The organism is Brevundimonas sp. (assembly GCF_031412435.1).
GTDB lineage: Bacteria > Pseudomonadota > Alphaproteobacteria > Caulobacterales > Caulobacteraceae > Brevundimonas.
Window position 1 is genome coordinate 22,842 of record NZ_JANODA010000047.1, and the last position, 23,523, is coordinate 46,364.

A 23,523-nucleotide genomic window follows, 5' to 3' on the forward strand; every position below is an offset into this window, starting at 1 on the left:
CAGCCTCTTAGTAGCGACGCTGACCGTTTTCCCAGTAGCACTCGTCCTGGCGGTTGTCGTAGCAGTAGTAGTAATTTCCGCGGTTGTCGCGGTAGCGCTGCTGGGCGTTGCGGTCGGCTTGCGAGCCGCGGACAGCGCCGACGGCACCGCCGGCGAGGCCGCCGATGAGCGCGCCGGTGGCGGCGTTACCCGAGCCGACGTTGTTGCCGATGATGGCGCCGGCGACGGCGCCGAGGCCGGCGCCGATGGCGCCCTGGCGGACGGTCTGGTTGCTGCTGCTGTTGCCGTAAGGATCGCTGGCGCAGGCCGTAGCCAGCAGGCCGGCGGCCCCGATCGCGATAATCGCCTTGTTCATGGGATAGTCCTTCATTCCTGATGTTCGCCCCGAAAGCGAGAACGCTGGATTATGGCAGAGGTTCCGCGCCTATGCTCCCGGTTAACGATGTCATATGAGTGTCGAAGCGTGCGCGCGAGGGGCGTGGCCCGCGAAACGACAGTCCGAGGGGGAGTCACCATGCGTTTTCCTGAACCGGTCCGAAGTGCGGACGATCACGCCAGCCCTGTCTGGGCCCGTCCCAAGCGGCGTTCGAGCGGCGGAGGCGGCGGCTTCGTCGGCTTGATCGTGACCCTGCTGGCCTTGTTCGGCGTGCTGACCGCGGTGCTGGGCATCAAGGAACAGTCGCTGGCCGAGGGCGGAGCGATGATGGACGGATGGATCACAGCCGGCGTCAATCAGGGCAAGACACTGATCGGTCAGGCCCCGGAAGCCGCAGAAGTCGCCGCAGACAAGGCGGGTGAAGCCGCCGAGAAGACCGGCGACGCCCTGGAAGCCGGCGCCGCGACCACGGCCGAGACGCTCAAGACACAATAGTGAAGCTTCGCCGGAACGCCCGGCTTTGCGGTGCGTTCGGGGCGAATGACCGATACGATCACGCCTGACGTCGAGACCTCGACGCCCGACGACGCAGCTTCCGAGCCGCGCACGCTGACGACACATGTCGAAATCAGGCGGGTGGTGGTTCTGGTCAATCCGTTGTCCGGTTCGGTCGGCCCGCGCGCGGCGGCCGAGGTCGCAGCGATCCTGGCCGAGTATCCGTGTGAGGCGGAGGTCGTCGAACTGGTCGGCGACACCATGGACGCCCAGATCAACACGGCCCTGGCGTCCGCGCCCGACGTGTTGTTCGTCCTGGCCGGCGACGGCACCGCGCGGGCGGCGGCGTCCAGGGCCGGGCCGAAGGGTCCGCTGGTCGCCCCCCTTCCGGGCGGAACCATGAACATGCTGCCGAAAGCCCTCTACGGCACGACCGACTGGAAGGTCGCCCTGCGAAACGCCCTGGAGCACGGCCGGTCGCAGTGCGTCTCCGGCGGCTCGGTCGAGAGCCAGGCCTTCTATTGCGCCGGCATCTTCGGCTCGCCCGCCCTGTGGGCCCCGGCGCGCGAGGCCATGCGGACCGGAAAGCTGAGCCTGGCCTGGACCTATGGGCGTCGCGCGTTGCGGCGGGCCTTCTCCGGCAAGATTCGGGTCGAGCTGGACGGCGGCAAGGCGCGCAGGAGCGAGGCCCTGGTCCTGATCAGTCCGATGATCTCCACGGCCATGGACGAACCGGTGGGGCTGGAAGCCGCCGCGATGGATCCCGCCGACGCGGCCCAGGCCTTCCGCCTGGCGGCCGCGGCCCTGTTCAGCGACTGGCGCCAGGACCCGTCGGTCATGACGCGGCCAGCCAGACGCATCCGCATCAAGGCCCGTTCGCGCATCCCGGCGGTTCTGGACGGCGAGCCGACCCTGTTGCCCCACGACACGACGGTGACCTTCATCGCCAAGGCCTTCAACGCCCTGGTTCCCGAGCTGCACGCTCCCGAGCCCGCGTCGGCCGAGGGCGCGGTCTGAGCATGGGTCGCGTCCTCCAGTTTTCGGACATCCATTTCGGGGTCGAGCACAAACATGCCTGCGCCGCCGCGCTCGATTATGCCCACGCCGCGCCCAGCGACCTGATGCTGATCACCGGCGACATCACCCAGAAGGGCTATCCGGACGAGTTTTCGGCGGCCGGGTCCTGGATCAAGGCCATGCCGACGCCCCGATTCGTCATCGTCGGCAACCACGACGTCCCCTACTGGGACGTGGCGGCGCGGCTGTTCTGGCCGTGGAAGGCTTTCGAAACGGCGACCGGCCACCCGGCCCACGACGGGGAATTCGTCTCGGACACCGTCATGGTGCGTGGCGTGACCACGGCCCGTGGCTGGCAGGCGCGGGCCAACTGGTCCAAGGGGGTGATCGACCTGGACCAGACCCGACGCGCGGCAGAGGCCCTGCGCGCCGCCCCGGTCGGGGCGCTGAGGATTCTGGCCTGTCACCATCCGCTGATCGAGATGATCGGCGCGCCCATGACCGGCGAAGTGAAGCGCGGCGCCGCGGCGGCCGGAATCTTCGCCGAGGCCGGAGTCGATCTGATCACCACGGGCCATGTGCATGTGCCCTTCGCCCTGCCGATCGACCTGTCTGACCGATGTTCCTACGCCATCGGCTGCGGGACCCTGTCGCACCGCGAGCGGGGCACGCCGCCCAGCTTCAACGAGATTGTCTGGGACAAGCACCAGATCACGATCAACGCCATCGCCTGGACCGGCGAGCGGTTTGAATGCGGCCAGTCCTGGAAGCTCCCCCGCCGTCAGGACACGCGGCATGCCGAGACCGCGCCCGATCCCGCCGTGCCCGGGGTAAAGGAAAAGGCGGCGGTTTGATCAGTCCGGCTGCGTCCCCGGCTGACCCGTGCGCGACTGGTGGCCGAGGAAGACCTCCACCGACGGATGGGCGGTCGCGAAGCGTCGCAGGCGCTCGGCCGAGCGGTCGGCGGCGGCGCGGGCGGCGGCCGGGACGGGTTGGGGCATGCCGTCTTCCCAGCCCAGGCGGGTGCTGACCGCGTCGCCAACGATCAGTTTCGGCCCGTCGATGGCGTTGACCATATAGGCGGTGGAGCCTGCCGAGTGGCCGGGAACGCTGAGAGCCCAGACCGAGCCGTCGCCAAACACGTCCAGGACGCCATCGAAGTCGCCTTCGGGGTCAGGCTGGAAGGCCCATTCGCGCAGCGGCCCATGGCCCTCAAGGATGGCGTCGGCCGGGCTTCCGAGCAGGAGATTGATCCGGCTGCCTTCCTGCGCCTCGCCGGGACCGAGATAGACGGCTGTCGCCAGAGGCAGGTCGATCAGTCCGCCGACATGGTCGAAATGAAGATGGGTCAGGAAGACGGCGCCCGGCGCGGTCTGGCCAGCCAGCCACTGAGCCGTCGTTCGCTCGATCCGGACGTTGAGATCGCGCACGCTGCGCCGCATGATCCAGTTGAGCCGGTCGTCGAGTTCAGCCGAGACGCCAGCGTCGATCAGGACCCGCCCGAACCGGGGGTGGTCGATGACGTAGGCGTAGATGGTCGCCTCTTCGCTACCCTGCGGGACCTCAGCCGTGCGTGGGTCGTCGCGGTCGATGAAGGTTCCGCGTCCGCCGGTCCAGTGGGCGAAGGCGACTCGCTGGAAGGTCACGACTCCCGGCCGCGCCAGACTGGTCGCCATGTCCGAGGACGCGGCCGGGGCGCCGAGGTCGGCGGCGATCACCGGGTGGCGGGTCGTCGGGGTCGCGCAGGCCGAGACCGCGATTGCGAACCCCAGCCCGACGAGAAGAGACATGATCGGGCGCGACATGGGATATCCTCGATTGCATTCCTGAGCATATCGAAATACATAAAAATATAACTGTCAATCAGACAATATTTGACCGGCCCATGGCCCTGCTTCTCGAGTTTCCGCCGCCGTTGCCGTCCGCCCCGCCTGCGTTCGAGCGCATCCGGCGTCTGAGTCGGCCGCTGGAATGGCTGTTCACGGGGCTGTTCGCTCTCGGCGCGGTTCTGCTCGCCGTGGCGGTGGTCGCGGTCCTCTTCTACGCCGGGACGCGGCTGCAGGTCCGGCCCGGCGGGATGCAGATCTTCATCGAGGCCGAGACGCCGGCCCTGCATCCGGGCTGGTGGACGGTGGGCAGCCTGCCGGTGATCCAGAAGCTGGCTCTGGCGACGTCGGCCACCCTGATGATGGGCCCGGCCCTGGCGGTGTTGTGGCAGTTGCGGCGGCTGTTCCGGCTTTACGGCGCCGGTGTCGTACTGGAGCCGGTGAACGCCCGCTGCATGACGGCGATCGCGCTCTGGCTGATGGCCTATGCGATCGCCCCGACCCTGGGCCATGTCGTGGTGTCCCTGGCCGGGTTCGACGACGAGGGCTGGTTGCGGATGGACAGTGCGAAGGCCCTGGGACTCGGCCTGATCCTGTTCGTCGTCGCCCGGGTCATGGCGTGGGCCGCCGAGGTCCACGACGACGCGTCGCAGTTCGTCTGATGCCCATCATCGTCCGCCTCGACGTCATCATGGCCCGGCGAAAGGTGCGCTCGAAGGTGCTCGCCCGCGCCATCGGGATCTCCGAGACCAACCTGTCCCTGCTCAAGTCAGGCAAGGTGCGGGGCGTCCGGTTCGCGACCCTGGATTCCATCTGCCGCTATCTGGACTGCACGCCCGATGACATTCTCGAGTATGCGCCGGACGCCGCGACAGAAGAAGACGTGACCAAACCTCGCACCGTCGGGGTCTGGCGGGGCTGAGCAACCGATGGATGCCGGCCGCAACGCGCGCACCGTGCCGGGGCTGTCAGAGGGGCGAGCCGTTTCGGGTCACTCTGCTGGGCGATGCAGGACCAAGAAAAAGGCCGCAGCCCGAGGGGCGCGGCCTTTTGTCTTCTGCTGGCGTCAGCTGGCTATATGCGCGTCCCGCGACCCCTGAGTCCGCCCGCGACCAGCGAGATGACGAACAGGATGATGGCGATGACGGCGACGAACTTGGCGATTTCGAACGAGAAGTTGGCGATCCCGCCGAAGCCGAGAACGGCGGCGACGAGGGCGACAACGAGGAAGATGATGGCCCAGCGGATCATGGAGGCCCTCCTTCAAAGGGGGTTGATGACAGGCGCCGCCCAACCTCGACGCCGCCTGTCCGATCAACGTCCCGAAGGCGTCGCCGTTCCGCCTATCGCCGGTACCGCGTGTGCGATTTCTCGGTGAAGGCCGCCGCGACCATGGTCGCCAGCGCCGGGTTGCGAAGGAAGATCCAGCCGCCCGCGAGGGCCGCGACCGTTCCGAGGATCGGTCGCGAGCGGAACAGGGCGTAGGCCCGGCCGCCCAGACCATGGGGTTCGTCCTCGTAGTCGTCCTCGTCGTCCATCATGCCCGCGGCGTTGAGGAAGACGATGGCGACGGCGATTGCGATCAGGGCGAAGACCCCGGCCGTGATCGCAGCAGCGCCGAGCGCCGGCAGGACGAGCGCGAGTGCGTAGTAAAGGGTCGCGCCCAGCGCCACGATGGCGACGAAGGCGCTGGCGGCGACCACGAAGGCCGCCGTCAGTTTCTTGACCAGCCCCTTGCCGATCATCAGCGGCGACGACCCGCCAGCAGCAGACCGAGCACGACGCCGACACCCAGCGCGATGGCGGTTGACTGCACCGGACGCTCCTGGACCCGTTCGGTGATGTAGCGCTGGGCTTCATCGAAACGCTCCGAGGCGTCGTCATAATACTCGCGGCCGCGCACGCGGGCCTGGTCGTAGTAGCCGCGGGCCTGGTCGCGCAGTTCGTCGGCGCGCTCGCGGATGCGGGCGTCGGCCTCGGCGGCCTTCTCGCGCAGACGGGCCTCGGTCTCGGCCGCCTTGGCCTTCAGCCGCGCGGTCTCCTCGCGGGCCCCGACCTTCAGGTCCTCCTTGAGAGTGTTGAGGTCGTTCTTGATGTCTTCACGTGCCTTTGAGGTCGCCATGATGCCGCGCTCCGTTTTGTCAGCTTTGCCGTAGATACAGGCCTAGTCCGCTGAACGCCATATTGCCGTGGCGGTTCCTTTGCGGTGCAGCAAAGACCGTGGCTGGGACGGGTGGCTGGTGCGGACGGTCTGTAGCCACCAGTCACCAGCCACGAGCCACTTCTCAAACCCCGCGAGAGCTCTACAACCGCATCCATGACCTCCTTCCTGTTCGCCCCCGCACCGATCGTGTCCCTGCCCATCGTCGGCGATGATCGCCGCTTCCCGGTGCGGCGCATCCTGTGCGTGGGCCAGAACTACGCGGCCCATGCCCGCGAGATGGGCAATGACCCGACCCGCCAGGCGCCCTTCTTCTTCTCCAAGCCCGCCGACGCCATCGTCACCGACGGCGGCGACCCGGCCTATCCGTCCGCAACGGAGAACCTGCACTACGAGGTCGAGTTGGTGGCGGCGATCGGCGAGGGCGGGGCCATCGCCGGCTGGGCCGTCGGCGTCGATCTGACGCGGCGCGATCTTCAGGCCAGGGCCAAGGAAAAGGGTCGGCCGTGGGACGCGGCCAAGGGGTTCGACCAGTCTGCGCCCTGCGGCCCGCTGACGCTGGGCGCCCTGCCGGAAGCGGCGGGCGCCATCGCCCTGACCGTCAACGGCGAGACCAAGCAGATGTCGACCCTGGCGGAGATGATCTGGAACCCTGTCGAGATCGTGGAAAAGGCCGGCGAATTGTGGGCCTTGCAGCCCGGCGACCTGATCTTCACCGGCACGCCCGAGGGCGTCGGGCCGCTGGTCGCGGGCGATGTCGTCGAGGCGACCATCGCGGGCCTCGAAACGCTCAGGTTTATCGTCAAATGATCCTGCACGGCTATTTCCGCTCGAGCGCGGCCTACCGGACGCGAATCGCCCTGAACCTGAAGGGCGTCGCCTACGAACAGCACGACATCGACCTGCGCACCGGGGCGCAACGGTCCGAGGCCTTCCTCAAGCTGAACCCGCAGGGGCTGGTGCCGGCGCTCGAGGTGGACGGGACCGTCATCACCCAGAGCACGGCCATCCTCGAATGGCTGGACGAGACCTTCCCCGAGCCGGCGCTGATGCCGGGCGACGCCATCGGCCGGGCGCAGGTGCGGGGGATGATCGGGTTGATCGCCTCGGACATCCATCCGCTGAACAACCTGCGGGTCCTGAGCGAACTGCGCGGGACCTTCGGCGCCGATCAGGCGCAGATCGACGCCTGGGCCGGGCGCTGGATGATTCCGGGGTTCGAGGCCCTGACGGCGCTGACGGCGAGACAGGGGAAGGGCTGGCTGCACGGCGCCGCGCCGACCCTGGCCGACTGCTATCTGATTCCCCAGCTCTATTCGGCGCGGCGGTTCCATGTGGACCTGTCGCCGTTCCCGGCGCTGACGGCGATCGAGGAGCGGGCGCTGGTCCACCCCGCCTTCGCCGCCGCCCATCCGGACCTTCAGCCGGGCGCCGACTGACCGATTCACGTTCGTCTGGTAAGGAACCGGTAGGGTCTCCCTCAGCATCGCTTAAGCATTGCTGTGCAGAATGGCCGGGTGAAATCACGCGTTTCCCCTTCCCCGGCCGCGAAGCTGGCCCTCGCGGTCGTGACCGAGCCTGAGCGCGCGCTGCCGATTCCCGTCGGCGCGCGCGAAGAGGCGATGCGCACCCTGTTGCAGACGGCCGCAGACGCCGGCGTCGCCCTGATCGCGACTCGCCCGAACGGCGATGGCGAGCGACTGCTGGGACAGGCCTGGCCCTTCCCCTCGCCCTTTTCCGTCACCGTGCGCACCGTGGCCCTGTCCGAAGGACTGGACCGGGTCGAGGCCCGCGCCCGGCGTTCGCTGGAGCGGATGGGCCTGCCGCGCGGCGACGTCCTGCTGGCGTCAGGCGCCTCAGACCTGGCCGGGGCCGAGGGCCGCGCCCTGTGGGACCGGATGCGGGCGCTGAAGGACCGCGGCCTGTACAAACGCATCGGCTTCATGGCGACGATGGAGGACGGGCCGGTGCTGCTGGCGCGCCGCTTCCAGCCCGACGTGGTGCAGATGCCCTGCAATATTCTCGATCAACGGCCGGTGACCGAGGGAACCCTGAGCGAACTCGCCGGTCTCGGTGTCGACGTCCATGTCTCGTCGGTGTTCGCCCGGGGCCTGTTGTTCACCAACCAGGAAAACCTGCCGCCGCACCTGGCCGGTCACGGCGTCGCCCTGTCGCGCACGCGTCGTCGGCTCGCCGAGGCGCGGATCGATCCGATGCAGGCGGCCCTGGCCTTCTGCCTCGGCTTGCCGCCGGCCGCCGCCGTGGTCGCCAGCGTCGCCTCGGCCGCCGAGCTGCGCGCGGTCCTGGCCGCCGCCCACGCCCCGCGCCCCGATCTGGACTGGGACGCCCTGGCCTTCCAGGAGCCCGCCGTGCTCAGCGCCGGATACCGCCAGCAGGTCGCGGCCTAGAATAGCTTGAGCCGACGCCGACGATCCGTCACCCTGACGGGACGTCATGAACGCCCCCCTCTCCCATCCGCCAAAGACTGACGCGACCGCCCCTGACCCCGGCGTCGTCACGCCCTTTATGGCCCAGTATCTGGCCGCCAAGGCGTCGCAGCCGGATGCGGTGCTGTTCTTCCGCATGGGCGATTTCTACGAACTGTTCTTCAAGGACGCGGAACTGGTGGCGGCCGCCATCGGCCTGACCCTGACCAAACGCGGCAAGCATCTGGGTGAGGACATCGCCATGTGCGGCATGCCCCACCATGCGGCCGAGGGCTATATCGCCCGGCTGATCCGCCAGGGGTTCCGCGTCGCCATCTGCGAGCAGATGGAGGATCCCGCCGAGGCGAAGAAGCGCGGCTCCAAGGCCATCGTCCGTCGCGACATCGTGCGGGTCGTGACGCCGGGCACCCTGACCGAGGATTCGCTGCTGGATGCGCGCGGCGCCAACCGGCTGGCGGCCGTGGCCATCCGGCGCGGCCGGGCGGCCGTGGCGGTGGTCGAGCTGTCGGCCGGGGCGGTGGACTGCGTCGCCTGCGACATCGGCGACCTGGGGGGGACCCTGGCGGCGTTCCGGCCGTCGGAGGTGCTGGTCACCGACAAACTCTATTCCGATCCCGATCTGAAGGGCGCGCTCGACGGGTCGGGCGGCGTGGTCCAGGCCCTGGCCTCGGCGGTGGCCGAGCCGGCGGCGGCGGGCGGTCGGGTGGCGCGCCTCTACGGCGTCGCTTCGCTGGACGGGTTCGGGGCGTTCGAGGAGGCGGAGGTCTCCGCGCTCGGGCTCATCGCCGCCTATCTGGAGACGACCCAGGCCGGCAAGGTCCCGGCCCTGTCGCCGCCGCGCCGCTCGGGCGAGACGGGCTTCCTCGCCATCGACCCGGCGACGCGCTTGAGTCTCGAGATCGACCGGACCCAGAGGGGCGAGCGCGAGGGATCGCTGCTGGCCTGTATCGACCGGACGGTGACCTCGGGCGGGGCCAGGGCCCTGGCCGAGCGGATCGCCCGGCCGCTGCGGAATCCTGTCGAAATCAATCATGGACTGGATGCGGTCGAATGGCTGCTGGAGCGGCGCGCCCTGCGGCGGGACCTGCGCGACGGGCTGAAGGCGTCGGCCGATCTGGCCCGGGCCGTGTCGCGACTGGCGCTGGGGCGCGGCGGGCCGCGCGATCTGGCCGCGATCCGGGCAGGTCTGACCATCGCCGAGGCGCTCGCGGGCCTGTTCATCGTCTCGCCCGATCCCCTGACCGGGCCGCCGCAGCGGATCGTCGGCTGTCTCGACCGGCTGACCCTGTCGCCCGACCTGGCGCGACTGAGGCTCGATCTGGCCGAGGGTCTGGCCGAGGAGCCGCCGCATCTGGCGCGCGACGGCGGCTTCGTGAAGCCGGGCTTCCGGCCGGAGCTCGACGCGGCCCGGACCCTGCGCGACGACAGCCGCCGGGTCGTCGCCGATCTGGAGGCCCGCGCCGTGGCCGACAGCGGTGTGCCGTTCAAGGTCCGGCACAATGCCGTGCTTGGCTACTTCCTCGAGACCACGGCCAAGCACGCCGAACCCCTGTTCCGGGCCGGGCCGGAGAGCCCCTTCATCCACCGTCAGACCCTGGCGGCCCAGGTGCGGTTCACGACCGTCGAACTGTCGGAACTGGACGCGAAGATCAGCCAGGCCGGGCACCGGGCCCTGGCCATGGAGGGCGAGACCTTCGAGACCTGGCGCCAGACGGTCCAGTCGCTGGCCATGGCCTTGCAGGCCGTGGCCGATGCGCTCGCCGAACTCGATGCGACCGCCGCCCTCGCCGAATGGGCCGAGGAGGTCGGGGCCGTGCGGCCGATGGTGGACGATTCGAAGGTCTTCGTGGTCGAGGCCGGGCGTCACCCGGGGGTCGAGGCGGCGGTGAAAAAGGCGGGCGATCCGTTCACGCCGAACGACTGCAGACTTGATGGGGATGGCGTCGGTTGTGCGCGCCTCAGCATCGTCACCGGGCCGAACATGGCCGGCAAGTCGACCTTCCTGCGCCAGAACGCCCTGCTGGTGGTGCTGGCGCAGGGCGGATGCTTCGTGCCCGCGAAATCGATGCGGCTGGGCGCCGTCGACCGGCTGTTCAGCCGGGTAGGAGCAGGCGACGATCTGGCGCGCGGCCGTTCCACTTTCATGATGGAGATGGTCGAGACGGCCGCCATCCTGACCCAGGCGACGCCGCAGAGCTTTATCGTTCTGGACGAGATCGGGCGTGGCACGGCCACCTATGACGGACTGGCCATCGCCTGGGCCTGCGCCGAGGCCCTGCACGACGTGAACCGGTCCCGGACCCTGTTCGCGACCCACTATCACGAGCTGGCCCGGCTGGAGGAACGGCTCGACCACGTCTGCAACCTGTCCATGCGGGCGCGTGAGTGGAACGGCGAACTGGTCTTCCTGCACGAGGCGGCGCCCGGGGCGGCGGACCGCTCCTATGGCGTCCAGGTCGCGAAACTGGCGGGCGTGCCTCCGGCGGTGGTGGCGCGGGCGCGGGCCGTGCTGGACCGGCTGGAGACGGAGAAGGCGGCGCACGGGCGGCTGGACGACCTGCCGTTGTTCGCCATGGCCGAACCTCCGCCGCCTCCGATGAGGTCCGCGATCGACGACGCGGTGGCGGCGCTGGATCCGGATACGCTCAGCCCGCGAGAAGCGCTGGAGGCGCTCTACCGGCTGAAGGGATTGGCGAAGTGACGCCGCGCCATTCCTCCCCCATCGGGGGAGGGGGACCACGAAGTGGTGGAGGGGGCCGGCCGCAGACACCGAACGCGCGGCGAGCCCCCTCCGTCACGGCGCAAAGCGGCGCCGCGCCACCTCCCCCGATGGGGGAGGAATAGATGTCGTCCGCCCTCGACGCCCGCCTCGACGCCATTGTTTCCGGTCCGGGCGTCCGGCCCGCCGTCGCGGCGGTGCTGAAAGCCCACTACGACGCGGCGCGCGAGAAGATCGCGACGAAACTGGCCAACGGTCTGCCGGGGGTGGAGGTGGCGCGGCTGTATTCGGCGGCGGCCGACGAACTGCTGACCGCCCTGTGGCGCTTCACGACCGAGACTCTCTATCCGTCGCACAATCCGACCGAGGCGGAGAAGCTCAGCCTGATCGCGGTCGGCGGCTACGGCCGGGGCGTGCTGGCGCCGTTCTCGGACCTCGACCTCGTCTTCCTCAGACCCTGGAAGACGACCGCCCGGACCGAGACGGTGGCGGAGTTCATGCTCTACGTTCTGTGGGATCTGGGACTGAAGGTCGGGTCGTCCGCGCGGTCGGTGGAGGAGGCCCTGAGCCTGGCCCGATCCGACATGACCATCCGCACGGCCCTGCTGGAGGCGCGGCCGCTGGCGGGCGACGAGAGGCTGACCGAGGACTTCCTCTGGCGCTTCCGGGGCATGGTCACCAACGCCGATCCGCGCCCCTTCATCGCCGCCAAGATGGAGGAACGCGACAGCCGCCATTCCCGGACCGGCGCGGTCCGCTACCGCGTTGAGCCGAACATCAAGGACGGCAAGGGGGGCTTGCGCGACCTCAACACCCTGTTCTGGATCGCCCGGTCCCTGGCGCCCGACAGTCCCCTGGGCGCGCGGGTGCTGGACGAACTGCTGACGCCGCGCGAGCGCCGGACCTTCGAGGAGGCGTTCGACTTCCTGTGGCGGGTCAGGGCGCATCTGCATCTGGCGGCGGGACGGGCCGAGGAGAAGCTGACCTTCGACCTGCAGCCCGAGGTGGCGCGGCGGATGGGCTGGCGCGGCCGGGGCGACGAGCCGGCGGTCGAGCGCTTCATGCGCCGCTATTTCCTCGTCGCCCGCGACGTCGGCGCCCTGACCCGGGCCATGAGCGCCACGCTGGAGGCGCGCCAGCAGAAGAAGACCATGAGCCTGTCGCGGCTGATCCCGGGACGGAAGCGGAATCTCGGCGTGGAGGGATTCATCGAGGACGGCGGGCGACTGTCCGTCACAGGACCCGAGGTCTTCGCCGGGGACCCGGTCAAGCTGCTGACTCTGTTCGTCTGCGCCGACCAACACGACCTCGACGTCCATCCGCATGCCTTTTCGGCCGTGACGCGCTCGCTGGCCCTGGTGACGCCGAAGCTGAGGCGCGATCCGCGCGCGACGGCGGCGTTGCTTCATGTGCTGGCGCACGGGCAGAGGCCCTATCGGGTCCTGACCATCATGAACGAGGCGGGGTTGCTCGGCCGATTCCTGCCGGAATGGGGCCGGATCGTCGGCCAGACCCAGTTCAACATGTACCACGCCTATACGGTCGACGAGCACACCCTCCAGGCCATAGGCATCATCAACGATATCCAGCGCGGCAAGCTCAAGGACGACCATCCGCTGGCCACCGAGGTGATCCACCTGATCGCGGACCCGGAGGCCCTGATGCTGGCCATGCTGCTGCACGACGTCGGCAAGGGCGGGGAACGGGGGCAGCTGGAGGACGGGGCGATCGCCGCCCGCCGGGCGTGCGAGCGGCTGGGCGTCGATCCTCGCCGGATCGAGATCGTCGTCTGGCTGGTGCGGCACCACCTGGCCCTGAGCGACTACGCCCAGAAGCGGGACATTTCCGACCCGGCGACGGTCCAGGCCTTCGCCGAGATCGTCGGCGATCCGGAGCGGCTGCGGATGCTGCTGGTCCTGACCGTCGCCGATATCCGGGCCGTGGGGCCGGGGGTGTGGAACAGCTGGAAGGGCCAGCTGATGCGCAGCCTCTATGCGGCCGTCGAGGCCCTGTTCCGGGGCGAGGACATCCAGACCGTCGATCCCCTGGCCGAACACGCCGACCTCGTCGCCCGGGCCCTGGAAGGCGGGGCGGCGGTCGAGGCCCGGACCTGTGTCGCCGGGCGGATCGAGGAGACGACGGAGATCGCGCTGGCGGCCCGCGACCGGCCCGGCCTCTTCGCCGACCTCGCCGCCGTGCTGGCCGCCGCCGGCGCCGATGTGACAGGGGCGCGGGTCGCCACCGCGCCCGACGGCACGGTGCTCGACGTGTTTCAGGTGCAGGACGGCGCCGACCAGCCCTATGGCCAGGCCGAGCCGCGTCGGCTCAAATCCCTGATCGCAGCGCTGGAGGCGGCGGCGAGGGGCGAGACCCCCGTCCAGCCGCCCGCCATGCCCAACCCCTCGCCGCGCCGGGCCGTCTTCGACGTGCGGCCGGTGGTGATGATCGACAACGCAGCCTCCGCCGACGCCACGGTGATCGAGGTCTCGGGCGCCGACCGGCCGGGACTGCTGGCCGAGCTGTCGCGCACCCTGTCGGACCACGACCTGTCGATCCGCTCGGCCCATGTCGCCGGCTTCGGCGAGCGGGCGGTCGACAGCTTCTATGTGACGGACCGCAAGGGGCGGAAGCTGAAGTCTGATGGTCTGCTGGATGATGTCCATGCGGCGCTGGAGGCCGTGCTGGACCGCGCGCCCGCCGCCCCCGAGGGACGTCGGATCACAGCCGCCCGGGCCAGCGCCCGCGACGTCTCCGACCTGCGGCCGAGGAAGCCCGTTTCGCCCGCGCCGGAAGCGGGTTAAGCGACATTTCGCCGCGCGCCCGGGCACGGCAATCGAGGTTCGTCCGTGTCCAAGCCTGATCTCCCCGAACCGATCGAGCCCGCCGCCCCGATCGCCGGCGCCACCGCCACCGTCGAGCCCATCGTCCAGCCACCGGCCTCCGCCACCACATCCGGCAAGGGCGGCGGCATGATGCGGTCGTCGGCGATCTTCAGCGGCCTGACCCTGATCAGCCGGCTGGCCGGGTTCGCCCGCGACGTGGTGATCTCTGCGGCGCTTGGGGCGTCGAACGGGCCCGCAGCGGACGCCTACAACACCGCACTGAGCTTCCCCAACCTGTTCCGCCGCATCTTCGCCGAGGGGGCCTTCGCCGCCGCCTTCGTGCCCGCCTACGCGAAGACGCTGCAGACCGAGGGACCCGAAGCCGCCGACAGGGTCGCCACGGATGCGCTGGCCGCCGTAGCCCTTGTCACCGTCGCCCTGACCATCGCGGCCCAGCTGGCGATGCCGTGGATCATGACCGTGATCAACATCGGCTTCCTTGACGATCCGGCCCGCTTCAAGCTGGCCGTGATCCTGACCCAGATCACCATGCCCTATCTGCCCTGCATGGCAGTCGCCGCCCTGCTGTCGGGGGCGCTGAACGCACGCGGACGGTTCATCGTTTCGGGCGCCTATCCGATCCTGCTCAACCTGATCATGCTGGCGGCGGTCTGGCCCGCGCGCGGCGACCAGATCGGTGCGGCCTACGCTGCGTCCTGGGCGGTGCTTGTCGCCGGGGTCGCCCAGGCGGGCCTGTGCTGGTGGGCCGTTCGCAAGGCCGGAGCCAACATCCGCCTGGCTCTGCCGCGCCTGACCCCGGCGGTGAAGGCCATCATCATCACCGCCGTGCCCGCCGCCATCGGCAATTCCGCGACGCAGATCAACGTCTTCATCTCCGGCAACCTCGCCAGTTTCCAGGCGGGGGGGCGGACCTGGCTGGCGACGGCGGACCGCCTCTATCAGCTGCCGCTCGGGCTCGTCGGGGTGGCGATCGGCATCGCTCTTTTACCGCGTCTGTCGGCGGCGGTGGCGTCAGACAACCATCAGCAGCAACAGTCCTCGATGGACGAGGCCCTGGCCCTGTCCATGGCCCTGACCCTGCCGGCGGCGGCGGCCCTGATGGCCATGCCCTATTTCCTGATCGACGCCCTGTTCACGCGCGGCGCCTTCCTGCAGGTCGACGCCGAACAGACGGCGGCGGCCCTCTTCCACTTCGGCTGGGGTGTTCCGGCCTTTGTCCTGATCCGCATCCTCGCCCCGGCCTTCTTCGCCCGGCGAGACACGCGCTCGCCGATGATCTTCGCCCTGGTCAATGTGGCGGTCGGGTCGGCGGGGATGCTGGCGCTCTATAACCTCGGTCTCGGCGTGCCCGGGATCGCGGCGGGGACCAGTATCGGGGCCTGGGCCAACGCCCTTCTGCTCGGCGGCTTCCTGTGGAAGCGCGGCCACTATCGGCCCAGCGTGGCGGCGACCTCGCGACTGGCCCGGATCGCCCTGGCCAGTGCGGGTCTGGCGGTCGTCGTGGCGTTCGCTTCCGGAGCGCGGCCGTGGATGCAGGGAGGGGTCGAGGCGGTCCTGTCCGCCCTTGGATCGGCCCACGGCGGCAAGGAGATCACCGTCGTTCTGGTCGCCGCCGCCGGCGGCCTGACCTACGTCGCCATGGCCTTCGCCACGCGGGCGATCACCCTCGCCGAGGTCAAGGGTCTGGTGAGACGCTCCCGGTGACGCTCGACGTCTTGCCCTGTGACCCGCGCTAGGGCATTGCCCGAGCCATGTCTGACGCCTCCCCGACCGTTCCCGCCTACACCGGCCCGCGCCGCATCCTCAGCGGCATCCAGGCCTCCGGCGCCCTGCATCTGGGCAACTATCTGGGCGCGTTGAAGCGGTTCACGGCGCTGCAGGACTCAGGTGCGCCCTGTTTCCTGTTCGTCGCCGATATGCACGCCATCACCGTGTGGCAGGACCCGGCCCTGCTGACCGCCCAGACGCGCGAGATCGCCGCCGCCTATATCGCCTCGGGTCTCGATCCGGCGAAGTCGACCATCTTCCCGCAGTCGGCGGTGCGCGCCCACGCCGAACTGGCCTGGATCTTCAACTGCGTCGCCCGCCTCGGCTGGCTGGACCGGATGACCCAGTTCAAGGAGAAGTCGGGCAAGCACAAGGAACGGGCCTCGGTCGGCCTCTACACCTACCCCGTGCTCCAGGCCGCCGACATCCTCCTGTACAAGGCGACCGAGGTGCCGGTCGGCGAGGATCAGAAACAGCATCTGGAACTGACCCGCGACATCGCCGGCAAGTTCAACAACGACTTCAACGCGCCAGGCTTCTTCCCCCTGCCCGAACCCCTGATCCAGGGTCCGGCGACGCGGGTCATGAGCCTGCGCGACGGCGCCGCCAAGATGTCCAAGTCCGATCCCTCGGACCAGTCGCGCATCAACCTGACCGACGACGCCGACACGATCGCGTCGAAAATCCGCAAGTCCAAGACCGACATGGGCGTCATGCCCGAGCCGGGCGAGAGCCTGGACGAGCGGCCCGAGATCAAGAACCTGATCGCCATCTACGCCGCCCTGTCGGACCAGACGCGCGAACAGGTCACGGCCCAGTTCGCCGGCCAGGGCTTCGGCGCCTTCAAGCCGGCCCTGGCCGATCTGGCCGTGTCGTCGCTCGCCCCGGTCACGGCCGAGATGCGCCGTCTGATGGACGATCCGGCCGAGATTGACCGGGTGCTGAAGGACGGCGCCGAACGCGCCGCCGGGATCGCCGATCCGGTCGTCGCCGAGGTCAAGAAGATCGTCGGCTTCTGGCAGGCGTAAGCATTCGCGGGTCTCGGACGTGGCCTCCTCGGCGGGGCTGACGCGGAATCGCCCGCGCGCTAAAGCGTCGTCATGAGCCATCCGCTGGACCGCGCCGTGTGGAACGCCCTGACGACCCGGTTGTCGGGCTTCGTCACGGAGGACTCCGACGTTCGCGCCGTGCGGATCGATCCGGACGTGGGAATCTTCGTCTCAGGGGAGGATGCGGAACCCGAAACGCTGAAGGCCATGGCGGACCTGGCCCGGCGCCACCCGGGGGCGGGGATGGTCGAGCTGACCGGCGGGCCGACGGGCGCGCTGGATCTGCCAGGCGTCGAGGTCGTCAACCGCGTTCCGCTCGTGCAGATGGTTTGCACGGCCCTGACGCCCGGCGGGCCGGACCTCGCCTATGAGACCCTGACCGAGGCCGATGCGCCCGAGATGTTGGCGTTGGCGACCCTGACGAAGCCGGGGCCGTTCCGCTCAGCGACGCGGCGGCTGGGGCCCTTCATCGGGGTGAAACAGGACGGACGGCTGCTCGCCATGGCGGGGCGGCGGTTGCGGGTCGAGGGCTTCACCGAACTCAGCGGCGTCTGCACCCACCCGGATCATCGGGGGCTCGGCTATGCGGCCGGCCTGTCACGGGCCGTGACGGGCGAGATTCTGGCCTCGGGCGAGGGGGTGTTCCTGCACGCCTTCGCCGAACATGACGCGACCATCGCCTTTTATCGGTCGCTGGGCTTCGAGGTTCGGGCGCGGATGACCTATACGATTCTGAAATAGCGGGAGGGCGGCATGAACTACGACGCGACGATCGAGTGGACCCGGGGCGATCAGGCCTACGTCGATAACAAGTATTCCCGCGCCCACGTCTGGCGCTTCGACGGCGGGGCGGTGGTGCCGGGCTCCTCGGCGCCGGCCAGCGTGCCCCTGCCCTATTCGGACGCCTCGGCCGTCGACCCGGAGGAGGCGATGGTGGCCTCCCTGTCCAGTTGCCACATGCTGTGGTTCCTGGCCTTCGCGGCCAAGGCCGGCTGGGTCGTCGACCGCTATTTCGACCAGGCCTCTGGCGCGCTGGATCGCAACCCGGAGGGCCGCCGCTATCTGGCTCGGGTGACGTTGCGGCCGGTCACGGCCTTCGCCGGCCCGGCCCCGACGCAGGACCAGCTCGACGCCCTGCACCACGCGGCACACGATCACTGCGAGATGGCCCATAGCGTGCGGGCGACGATGACGATCGAGGCGACGATCGGCTAGATCAGGTCCGCGTCTTCAGGAAACCGGCGAAACGGCGGATCGCCTCCTTCGTCGCCTCGCGGTCATGGCGGATCTTCGGATGGGTCAGACCGGGTTCGTCGAAGGCGTGGGTGGCGTCGACGACCCATTCCTCGATCTCCGATCCCGCCTCGCGGGCCCGTTTCAGGACGCGCTCGTAGTCGGGACGCCTGGCCAGGTGATCCCGTGTCGGCAGGATGACCAGAGCGTCCAGCGCCCGCCGCCAGCGGAACCAGCGGCTGCGCGTCGGGAAGGCGACGTAGGGATAGGGCATGAAGGCCCCGATGACGCCCGAGAGGTTGGCGTTTATCGGGTCGGCAATCATCGCCTCGCCGCGCTTTTCCAGCGTTTCGGTCATCAGGTCCATGATGGCCCAGGCCCCGTGGCTCCATCCCGCCAGGACGATGCGGTCGGGGTCGGCGTCGGGCAGGCTCTTCACGAAGGTCGCCGCCGCCATCACGTCGCCCGCCCGCGTCCCGCCGCGCAGCAGCAGGCCTGTGCAAACGAAAATGCGGACGAAGGCGTCGGACCAGCCACGGGCGATAAAACTCTCGACCGTCACGGCCATCCAGCCGGCCTCGGCCGCCGCCTCGGCGTAGCGGTGCAGATGAGAGCGCACCCCGCCGCAGCCGGGGAAGATCAGGACGACGGGAAACGGGCCAGGACCGTCGGGACGCCGGATGACGAGCGACGGTTTCAGGCGGGCCCAGCGTTCCGCCAGGGTGTCCATCAGGCGGCGGCGTTGACCGGGCGCGGCGCGATGGCGACGTCTTCCAGCAGGGCGCTGAACCGGCGGATCGCCTCGCCGGTCAGTTCGGCGTCGTATTTCATCGGCAGAGCCGTCATCGGTTCGTCGAAACTATGGGTGCCCGGTGCGACCCAGGTCTCGACCTCTGCGCCGCAGTTGCGGACCATGTCATGGACCCGCTCGGCGTTGCGGACGGTGGTCAGGTGGTCCCGCTGTGAGATGACGGCGAGGATCTTCGGACAATGCCGCCACGGCCGCATCCGGTTCAGGGCGGCGACCCCGACATAGGGATAGGCCAGGTAGATCGCCTTGACGCCCGACAGGTCGGCGGTCTCCGCGTCGCGGACGCCGAGCGCTCCGGCCGGATTCGGGTCGCAGCTCATCGCCTCCATGATGCCCCAGCCGCCGTGGCTCCAGCCGGCAAGGGCGATGCGGGTCGCGTCCACGTCGGGCCGGGCCGAGACGCCCTGGATCGCGGCGAGCACGTCGCCGCCCCGCTCCCAGCCGCGCAGCAGAAGGCCGGTGCAGACGGTGGCCATGGCGAACTCCCGGCTCCAGCCGCGGGGGGCGTAGGAGTCGACGATCACCGCCCGCCAGCCGGCCTCCTTCGCAGCCGCCGCGTACATCGGCAGATGGCCGCGCAGCCCGCCGCAGCCGTGGAACAGGAGGACGGTCGGACGCGGCAGGTCGTCGTCGGGGCCGACGACCTGGATAAGGGGCTCGAGCTTCGCCCAGCGGTCGGAGAGGGTGTCCATGGGAGGCACCTTAGTCCCTTCTCCCCTTGAGGGAGAAGGTGACTGAGCGAAGCGAAGTCGGATGAGGGGTCTGCGTAAGCAGATGCGGTGCGTCGAGAAGCGGGTCCCCGGTGAGAGTGCGTTTCACCCCTCACCCGACCGCACGAGGACGACGGCTGCGCCGCCGTGTGCGGGCTCCCTCTCCCGCAAGGGGAGAGGGATTGGGATCTAGTGCCTGAACACGCGAACCCCGGTGAAGGCCATGGCGATGCCTTGCTCGTCAGCGGCGGCGATGACCTCGGCGTCGCGCATGGAGCCGCCCGTCTGGATCACCGAGGTGGCTCCCGCCGCGACCGCTTCCAGCAGACCGTCGGCGAAGGGGAAGAAGGCCTCGGAGGCGCAGGCAGACCCCTCGGCCAGGGAATGGGCCAGACCCTTGGCTTCGCCGGCCTCGCGGGCGCGGATGGCGGCGATACGGGCACTGTCGCGGCGGTTCATCTGGCCGGCGCCGATGCCGGCGGTCTGGCCGTCTTTGGCATAGACGATGGCGTTCGACTTGACGTGCTTGGCCACGGTGAAGGCGAACAGCATGTCCTCGATCTCCTGCGGCGTCGGCTGGCGGCGGGTGACGATCTTGAGGTCGGCGGGCCTGATCAGGCTGCGGTCGCGCGACTGGACCAGGAAGCCGCCGGCGACGCTGCGGAAGACCTCGCCCGGGCCGTGCGGATCCGGCAGGCCGTCGGTGATCAGAAGGCGCAGGTTCTTCTTGGCGGCGAAGACTTCCTTCGCCTCGTCGTCGGCGCCGGGGGCGATGACCACCTCGGTGAAGATCTCGGTTATGGCCCGGGCGTCGGCGCCGTTCAGCGGACGGTTGACGGCGATGACGCCGCCGAAGGCCGAAACGGCGTCGCATTCCAGGGCCCGGGCGTAGGCCTCGCCGAGGTCCTTGCCGACGGCCACGCCGCAGGGGTTGGCGTGTTTGACGATGACACAGGCCGGGCTCTCGAACTCGGCGACCAGTTCATAGGCGGCGTCGGCGTCGGCGATGTTGTTGTAGCCCAGTTCCTTGCCCTGGATCTGGGTCGCGTGGGCGACGCCGGGACGGGCCTCGCCGGTGCGGTAGAAGGCGCCGGTCTGGTGCGGGTTCTCGCCGTAGCGCAGGGTCTGGGCGAGGCTGCCGGCGATCGATTTGCGGGCCGGGGCGGCGTCTTCGAGCTGACCGGCGAACCAGCCGGAGACGGCGGCGTCATAGGCGGCTGTGCGGGCGAAGGCGCGGGCGGCCAGTTGCTTGCGCAGGGTCAGGGACGTCGAACCCGAGGCCTTCAGCGCCTCGACGATCAGGCCGATGCTCTCGCCGTCGACGGCGACGGCGACATAGCCGTGGTTCTTCGACCCCGAACGGATCATGGCGGGGCCGCCGATGTCGATATTCTCGATCACGGCGTCGAAACCGGCGCCCGAGGCGACAGTTGATTCGAACGGGTACAGATCAATCCACACAATATCGATCGGGCCGATGCCGTGTTCGTCCATCGCCGCCCTGTGCTCGGCGGCGTCGCGGACGCCCAGCAGGCCGCCGTGGACCAGGGGGTGCAGGGTCTTGACCCGGCCGTCCATCATTTCGGGGAAGCCGGTCAGGTCGGCGACATCCTTCACCGGCAGTCCGAACCCGGCGATGGCGGCGCGGGTGCCGCCGGTCGAGACCAGCTCGACGCCCGCCTCGTGCATCGCGCGCGCGGCGGCTTCCAGCCCTGTCTTGTCCGAGAGGGAGATCAGGGCGCGGACGGGCTTCACCGCGTCGGGGGCGGGGGGAAAGTCGGGGGCGGCGGGCATGGAGCGAATCCTGGGGGAGGGCGGATGCGCGCGCGTCTAGCACCGGCTGCGGCCGGGGTCACCTTTGGCGACGGGAAACTAGACCCGGATGTCGAGAAGCTGGCCGGGACGGGGCAGGCGGGGCTGTTCCGGCTCGATGGCCGCGGCGGTCTGGGCTGTCTGCGCGGACTGCGGGCGGGGCGCCGTCGCCTGCACCTCGTTGAGCGCGGCGCGGAAGAAGGCCGCCTGGGCCGCTTTGGCTTGCGCCGACGGACCCGCGGGGGTCGTGGCGGGCAGGGACTGAGGAATGTCGGGCCGGATCGCGCTCATGACGACAGGGTTAACGAAACCTGTCGAAAAAAGGTTAACAGTCTTGTCGATGGCTACCGCTCACGACGCGGTCGCTCGCTGCTCGAGCCCGAGGGCGTCAGTTCGCGGCGTCGCGGCGGGCTTGCACCTCTTCCAGCGTAGTGGCGGTCGGGAGCGGCCGTAGCGGCGCGTTCAGAGCCGAGGTCAGGCGTTCGACATCCTCGTCGGTCAGCAGCGGCCCGGACGACTTGGCGACGATCCGGCCCATGGCGTCGACCGCGAAGCTTTCGGGCACGCCCGAGACGCCGAGGTCGAGGCCGGCGCGGCCCTCGCGATCGACCAGGACCATGGCGAAGGGATCGCCGAGTTCGTCGAGGAAGGCCTGGGTCGCTTCGGGTTCGTCCTTGTAGGCGACGCCGACGACGGCGATTCCCTGCGCCTGCAGGGCCAGAAGGCGTGGATGCTCGATGCGGCAGGGTGCGCACCAGCTGGCGAAGACGTTAACGATCATCGGCCTGCCCACGCCGGCGGTGCGGATGTCCACGTTCTGGGGACCGGCGACGCCGTTCTGAAGGATGGGCAGGACGGTCTCGGGCACGGTCTGGCCGACGAGGGCGTCCGGCTTGAACTCGGGATCGCGCTTCAGGGACCAGCCGATGAACAGGGCGGCGAGCGCGGCCAGCACGACCAGCGGGATGACGGTCAGCCACCTGCTCACGACGCGTCCTCCTCCAGCCGCTTGAGCTCGGCTTTCCACTTGCGCGAAGCGGCCACCGCACGCGCGACGACCGCTCCGAGCACAAGGGCGCTGATTCCCCAGGCGGGCCAGACGAAGGCGGCGTAGGGGCTCATGTCGAGGTCGAGCATCTCAGGCCTTCCTTTACGCTTCCTGGGCTTGTCGCGCGCGCAGGGTCTGGACGCGGCGGCGGGTGATCTCGGTGCGGATCGAGGTCAGCCAGATGGCCAGAAACAGCGCGCCATAGGCCGCCATCATGGTGAGCAGGGGCGCGAGGAAGACCGGATCGAGGCTCGATCCTCCAGCGCGCAGCAGGGAGGCCGGTTGATGAAGGGTGTTCCACCAGTCGACCGAGAACTTGACGATCGGCAGGTTGATCAGGCCGACGAGACCAAGGACGGCGGCTGCGCGGGCGGCCTTGGCCTCATCGTCGATCGACGCCCGCAGCGCCATGTAGCCGAGGTAGAAGAGGAACAGCACGAGGACGCTGGTCAGCCGCGCGTCCCACACCCACCAGGTCCCCCACATCGGCTGGCCCCAGAGCGAGCCGGTGATCAGGGCCAGGGCCGTGAAGGCCGCGCCGGGCAGGGCGGCCGCCCGGGCCGCCGCATCGGCCAGGGGGTGGCGGAAGACCAGGGCGAAGAAGCTGGAGACGCCCAGTGCGGCATAGGCGCCGAGACCAAGGCTGGAGGCCGGCACATGCATGAACATGATCCGCACTGTGTCGCCCTGCTGATAGTCGCCGGGCGCTGCGAAGCTGAGCCAGGTCCCCACGGCCAGCAGAACGGCCGCAATCGCCCACAGCACCGGCGTCAACGGCCGGGTGAAACTCATGAAGCGGGCGGGATTGGCGAGGCCGAACATCGTCCGCGCGATTACGCGCCACGGCGGGATGGAGCAAGCGCACGCCGGGTCGCGGATACGAAAACGGGGCCGGGACTTGCGCCCCGACCCCGTCAGTCACTTGAAAAATCCGTGAAGGACTATTCAGCGGCCTTCAGCTGGCCGGCAGATTCCTTGCCGGTGCGACGGTCGCGTTCGACTTCATACGAGACCTTCTGGCCTTCGTTCAGGCCGTTCATGCCTGCGCCTTCAACGGCCGAAACGTGCACGAACACGTCCTTGCCGCCGTCCGAGGGCTCGATGAAGCCGTAGCCTTTAGTGGAGTTGTACCATTTGACAGTGCCGGTAGCCATTTTAAGGACCTCCGTTAGCAGTTTGCATCAGGCAAGAGCGCCTGAAGCCTGTCGG

27 protein-coding genes are annotated in these 23,523 nt (G+C 69.4%); 14 read left to right on the plus strand and 13 right to left on the minus strand.

What is annotated here, in order from left to right:
* Nucleotides 1–7 precede the first annotated feature (7 nt).
* On the minus strand, nucleotides 8–355 hold the full coding sequence (locus RMO01_RS09740) for a YMGG-like glycine zipper-containing protein (RefSeq protein WP_309628856.1): 348 nt from the start codon (nucleotides 353–355) through the stop codon (nucleotides 8–10).
* A gap of 159 nt (nucleotides 356–514) precedes the next feature.
* Here RMO01_RS09740 and RMO01_RS09745 point away from each other — a divergent pair, with 159 nt between their 5' ends.
* Genes RMO01_RS09745 through RMO01_RS09755 form a run of 3 tightly spaced genes read left to right on the plus strand, consistent with a single transcriptional unit; the run spans nucleotide 515 to nucleotide 2,742 of the window.
* Nucleotides 515–871: a hypothetical protein gene (locus RMO01_RS09745; RefSeq protein WP_309628857.1), complete on the plus strand. Its 357-nt coding sequence runs from the start codon at nucleotides 515–517 to the stop codon at nucleotides 869–871.
* 45 nt (nucleotides 872–916) lie between these two features.
* A complete protein-coding gene (locus RMO01_RS09750) occupies nucleotides 917–1,888 on the plus strand; it encodes a diacylglycerol kinase family protein (protein WP_309628858.1) in 972 nt (323 codons plus the stop codon).
* Between the two features lie 2 nt (nucleotides 1,889–1,890).
* Nucleotides 1,891–2,742, plus strand: coding sequence for a metallophosphoesterase (locus RMO01_RS09755; protein ID WP_309628859.1), 852 nt, complete (start codon nucleotides 1,891–1,893; stop codon nucleotides 2,740–2,742).
* Here the strand turns inward: RMO01_RS09755 and RMO01_RS09760 are convergent, their stop codons facing one another.
* A complete protein-coding gene (locus tag RMO01_RS09760) occupies nucleotides 2,743–3,693 on the minus strand; it encodes an MBL fold metallo-hydrolase (RefSeq protein ID WP_309628860.1) in 951 nt (316 codons plus the stop codon).
* Nucleotides 3,694–3,773: 80 nt separating this feature from the next.
* Here RMO01_RS09760 and RMO01_RS09765 point away from each other — a divergent pair, with 80 nt between their 5' ends.
* Together RMO01_RS09765 and RMO01_RS09770 are read left to right on the plus strand one after the other, a co-directional pair.
* Nucleotides 3,774–4,376, plus strand: coding sequence for a DUF2975 domain-containing protein (locus RMO01_RS09765; protein ID WP_309628861.1), 603 nt, complete (start codon nucleotides 3,774–3,776; stop codon nucleotides 4,374–4,376).
* Complete coding sequence (locus RMO01_RS09770) at nucleotides 4,376–4,636, plus strand: helix-turn-helix transcriptional regulator (protein ID WP_309628862.1); 261 nt, start codon at nucleotides 4,376–4,378, stop codon at nucleotides 4,634–4,636. Before RMO01_RS09765 ends, RMO01_RS09770 begins: the two co-directional genes overlap by 1 nt.
* 152 nt (nucleotides 4,637–4,788) lie before the next feature.
* Here the strand turns inward: RMO01_RS09770 and RMO01_RS09775 are convergent, their stop codons facing one another.
* The 3 genes from RMO01_RS09775 to RMO01_RS09785 all read right to left on the minus strand — a co-directional run bounded on the left by RMO01_RS09775 (nucleotide 4,789) and on the right by RMO01_RS09785 (nucleotide 5,836).
* A complete protein-coding gene (locus tag RMO01_RS09775) occupies nucleotides 4,789–4,965 on the minus strand; it encodes a DUF1328 domain-containing protein (RefSeq protein ID WP_309628863.1) in 177 nt (58 codons plus the stop codon).
* A 92-nt stretch (nucleotides 4,966–5,057) separates the two neighbouring features.
* On the minus strand, nucleotides 5,058–5,459 hold the full coding sequence (locus tag RMO01_RS09780) for a hypothetical protein (protein WP_309628864.1): 402 nt from the start codon (nucleotides 5,457–5,459) through the stop codon (nucleotides 5,058–5,060).
* Entirely contained in the window at nucleotides 5,459–5,836 is a 378-nt protein-coding gene (locus tag RMO01_RS09785) for a glycine zipper domain-containing protein (protein ID WP_309628865.1), read from the minus strand. Before RMO01_RS09785 ends, RMO01_RS09780 begins: the two co-directional genes overlap by 1 nt.
* 195 nt (nucleotides 5,837–6,031) lie before the next feature.
* Here RMO01_RS09785 and RMO01_RS09790 point away from each other — a divergent pair, with 195 nt between their 5' ends.
* From RMO01_RS09790 to RMO01_RS09830, 9 genes are all read left to right on the plus strand, one after another.
* Entirely contained in the window at nucleotides 6,032–6,685 is a 654-nt protein-coding gene (locus RMO01_RS09790) for a fumarylacetoacetate hydrolase family protein (RefSeq protein ID WP_309628866.1), read from the plus strand.
* The gene (maiA, locus tag RMO01_RS09795; RefSeq protein WP_309628867.1) at nucleotides 6,682–7,314 is read left to right on the plus strand and encodes a maleylacetoacetate isomerase; all 633 of its coding nucleotides are present in this window, start codon (nucleotides 6,682–6,684) and stop codon (nucleotides 7,312–7,314) included. The genes RMO01_RS09790 and maiA overlap by 4 nt, the downstream gene beginning before the upstream one ends.
* A 78-nt stretch (nucleotides 7,315–7,392) precedes the next feature.
* Nucleotides 7,393–8,283 (plus strand): aldo/keto reductase, encoded by an 891-nt coding sequence (locus RMO01_RS09800; RefSeq protein ID WP_309628868.1) that lies wholly within the window; start codon nucleotides 7,393–7,395, stop codon nucleotides 8,281–8,283.
* 46 nt (nucleotides 8,284–8,329) lie between these two features.
* A complete protein-coding gene (mutS, locus tag RMO01_RS09805; protein WP_309628869.1) occupies nucleotides 8,330–11,023 on the plus strand; it encodes a DNA mismatch repair protein MutS in 2,694 nt (897 codons plus the stop codon).
* 143 nt (nucleotides 11,024–11,166) lie between these two features.
* On the plus strand, nucleotides 11,167–13,842 hold the full coding sequence (gene glnD / locus RMO01_RS09810) for a [protein-PII] uridylyltransferase (protein ID WP_309628870.1): 2,676 nt from the start codon (nucleotides 11,167–11,169) through the stop codon (nucleotides 13,840–13,842).
* A 168-nt stretch (nucleotides 13,843–14,010) separates the two neighbouring features.
* Nucleotides 14,011–15,588 (plus strand): murein biosynthesis integral membrane protein MurJ, encoded by a 1,578-nt coding sequence (gene murJ, locus RMO01_RS09815; RefSeq protein WP_309628881.1) that lies wholly within the window; start codon nucleotides 14,011–14,013, stop codon nucleotides 15,586–15,588.
* 47 nt (nucleotides 15,589–15,635) lie between these two features.
* Nucleotides 15,636–16,679: a tryptophan--tRNA ligase gene (trpS, locus tag RMO01_RS09820; RefSeq protein ID WP_309628871.1), complete on the plus strand. Its 1,044-nt coding sequence runs from the start codon at nucleotides 15,636–15,638 to the stop codon at nucleotides 16,677–16,679.
* A gap of 72 nt (nucleotides 16,680–16,751) precedes the next feature.
* Entirely contained in the window at nucleotides 16,752–17,441 is a 690-nt protein-coding gene (locus RMO01_RS09825; protein ID WP_309628872.1) for a GNAT family N-acetyltransferase, read from the plus strand.
* A 12-nt stretch (nucleotides 17,442–17,453) separates the two neighbouring features.
* Nucleotides 17,454–17,915 (plus strand): OsmC family protein, encoded by a 462-nt coding sequence (locus RMO01_RS09830; protein ID WP_309628873.1) that lies wholly within the window; start codon nucleotides 17,454–17,456, stop codon nucleotides 17,913–17,915.
* 1 nt (nucleotide 17,916) lies between these two features.
* Here the strand turns inward: RMO01_RS09830 and RMO01_RS09835 are convergent, their stop codons facing one another.
* From RMO01_RS09835 to RMO01_RS09870, 8 genes are all read right to left on the minus strand, one after another.
* Nucleotides 17,917–18,663: a dienelactone hydrolase family protein gene (locus RMO01_RS09835; protein WP_309628874.1), complete on the minus strand. Its 747-nt coding sequence runs from the start codon at nucleotides 18,661–18,663 to the stop codon at nucleotides 17,917–17,919.
* On the minus strand, nucleotides 18,663–19,436 hold the full coding sequence (locus RMO01_RS09840; protein WP_309628875.1) for a dienelactone hydrolase family protein: 774 nt from the start codon (nucleotides 19,434–19,436) through the stop codon (nucleotides 18,663–18,665). Before RMO01_RS09840 ends, RMO01_RS09835 begins: the two co-directional genes overlap by 1 nt.
* Nucleotides 19,437–19,643: 207 nt before the next feature.
* Nucleotides 19,644–21,248, minus strand: coding sequence for a bifunctional phosphoribosylaminoimidazolecarboxamide formyltransferase/IMP cyclohydrolase (gene purH / locus RMO01_RS09845; RefSeq protein WP_309628876.1), 1,605 nt, complete (start codon nucleotides 21,246–21,248; stop codon nucleotides 19,644–19,646).
* A 78-nt stretch (nucleotides 21,249–21,326) separates the two neighbouring features.
* Nucleotides 21,327–21,557, minus strand: a complete 231-nt coding sequence (locus RMO01_RS09850; RefSeq protein ID WP_309628877.1) for a hypothetical protein — start codon at nucleotides 21,555–21,557, stop codon at nucleotides 21,327–21,329.
* Nucleotides 21,558–21,654: 97 nt separating this feature from the next.
* Nucleotides 21,655–22,254, minus strand: coding sequence for a DsbE family thiol:disulfide interchange protein (locus RMO01_RS09855; protein WP_309628878.1), 600 nt, complete (start codon nucleotides 22,252–22,254; stop codon nucleotides 21,655–21,657).
* Nucleotides 22,251–22,403, minus strand: coding sequence for a heme exporter protein CcmD (gene ccmD, locus RMO01_RS09860; RefSeq protein ID WP_309628879.1), 153 nt, complete (start codon nucleotides 22,401–22,403; stop codon nucleotides 22,251–22,253). Before ccmD ends, RMO01_RS09855 begins: the two co-directional genes overlap by 4 nt.
* Nucleotides 22,404–22,416: 13 nt before the next feature.
* Nucleotides 22,417–23,136 carry a heme ABC transporter permease CcmC gene (ccmC, locus tag RMO01_RS09865; protein WP_309628880.1) on the minus strand — a complete coding sequence of 240 codons (720 nt, stop codon included), beginning with the start codon at nucleotides 23,134–23,136 and terminating at the stop codon, nucleotides 22,417–22,419.
* A gap of 119 nt (nucleotides 23,137–23,255) precedes the next feature.
* Nucleotides 23,256–23,468 carry a cold-shock protein gene (locus tag RMO01_RS09870; protein WP_298158945.1) on the minus strand — a complete coding sequence of 71 codons (213 nt, stop codon included), beginning with the start codon at nucleotides 23,466–23,468 and terminating at the stop codon, nucleotides 23,256–23,258.
* Nucleotides 23,469–23,523 lie beyond the last annotated feature (55 nt).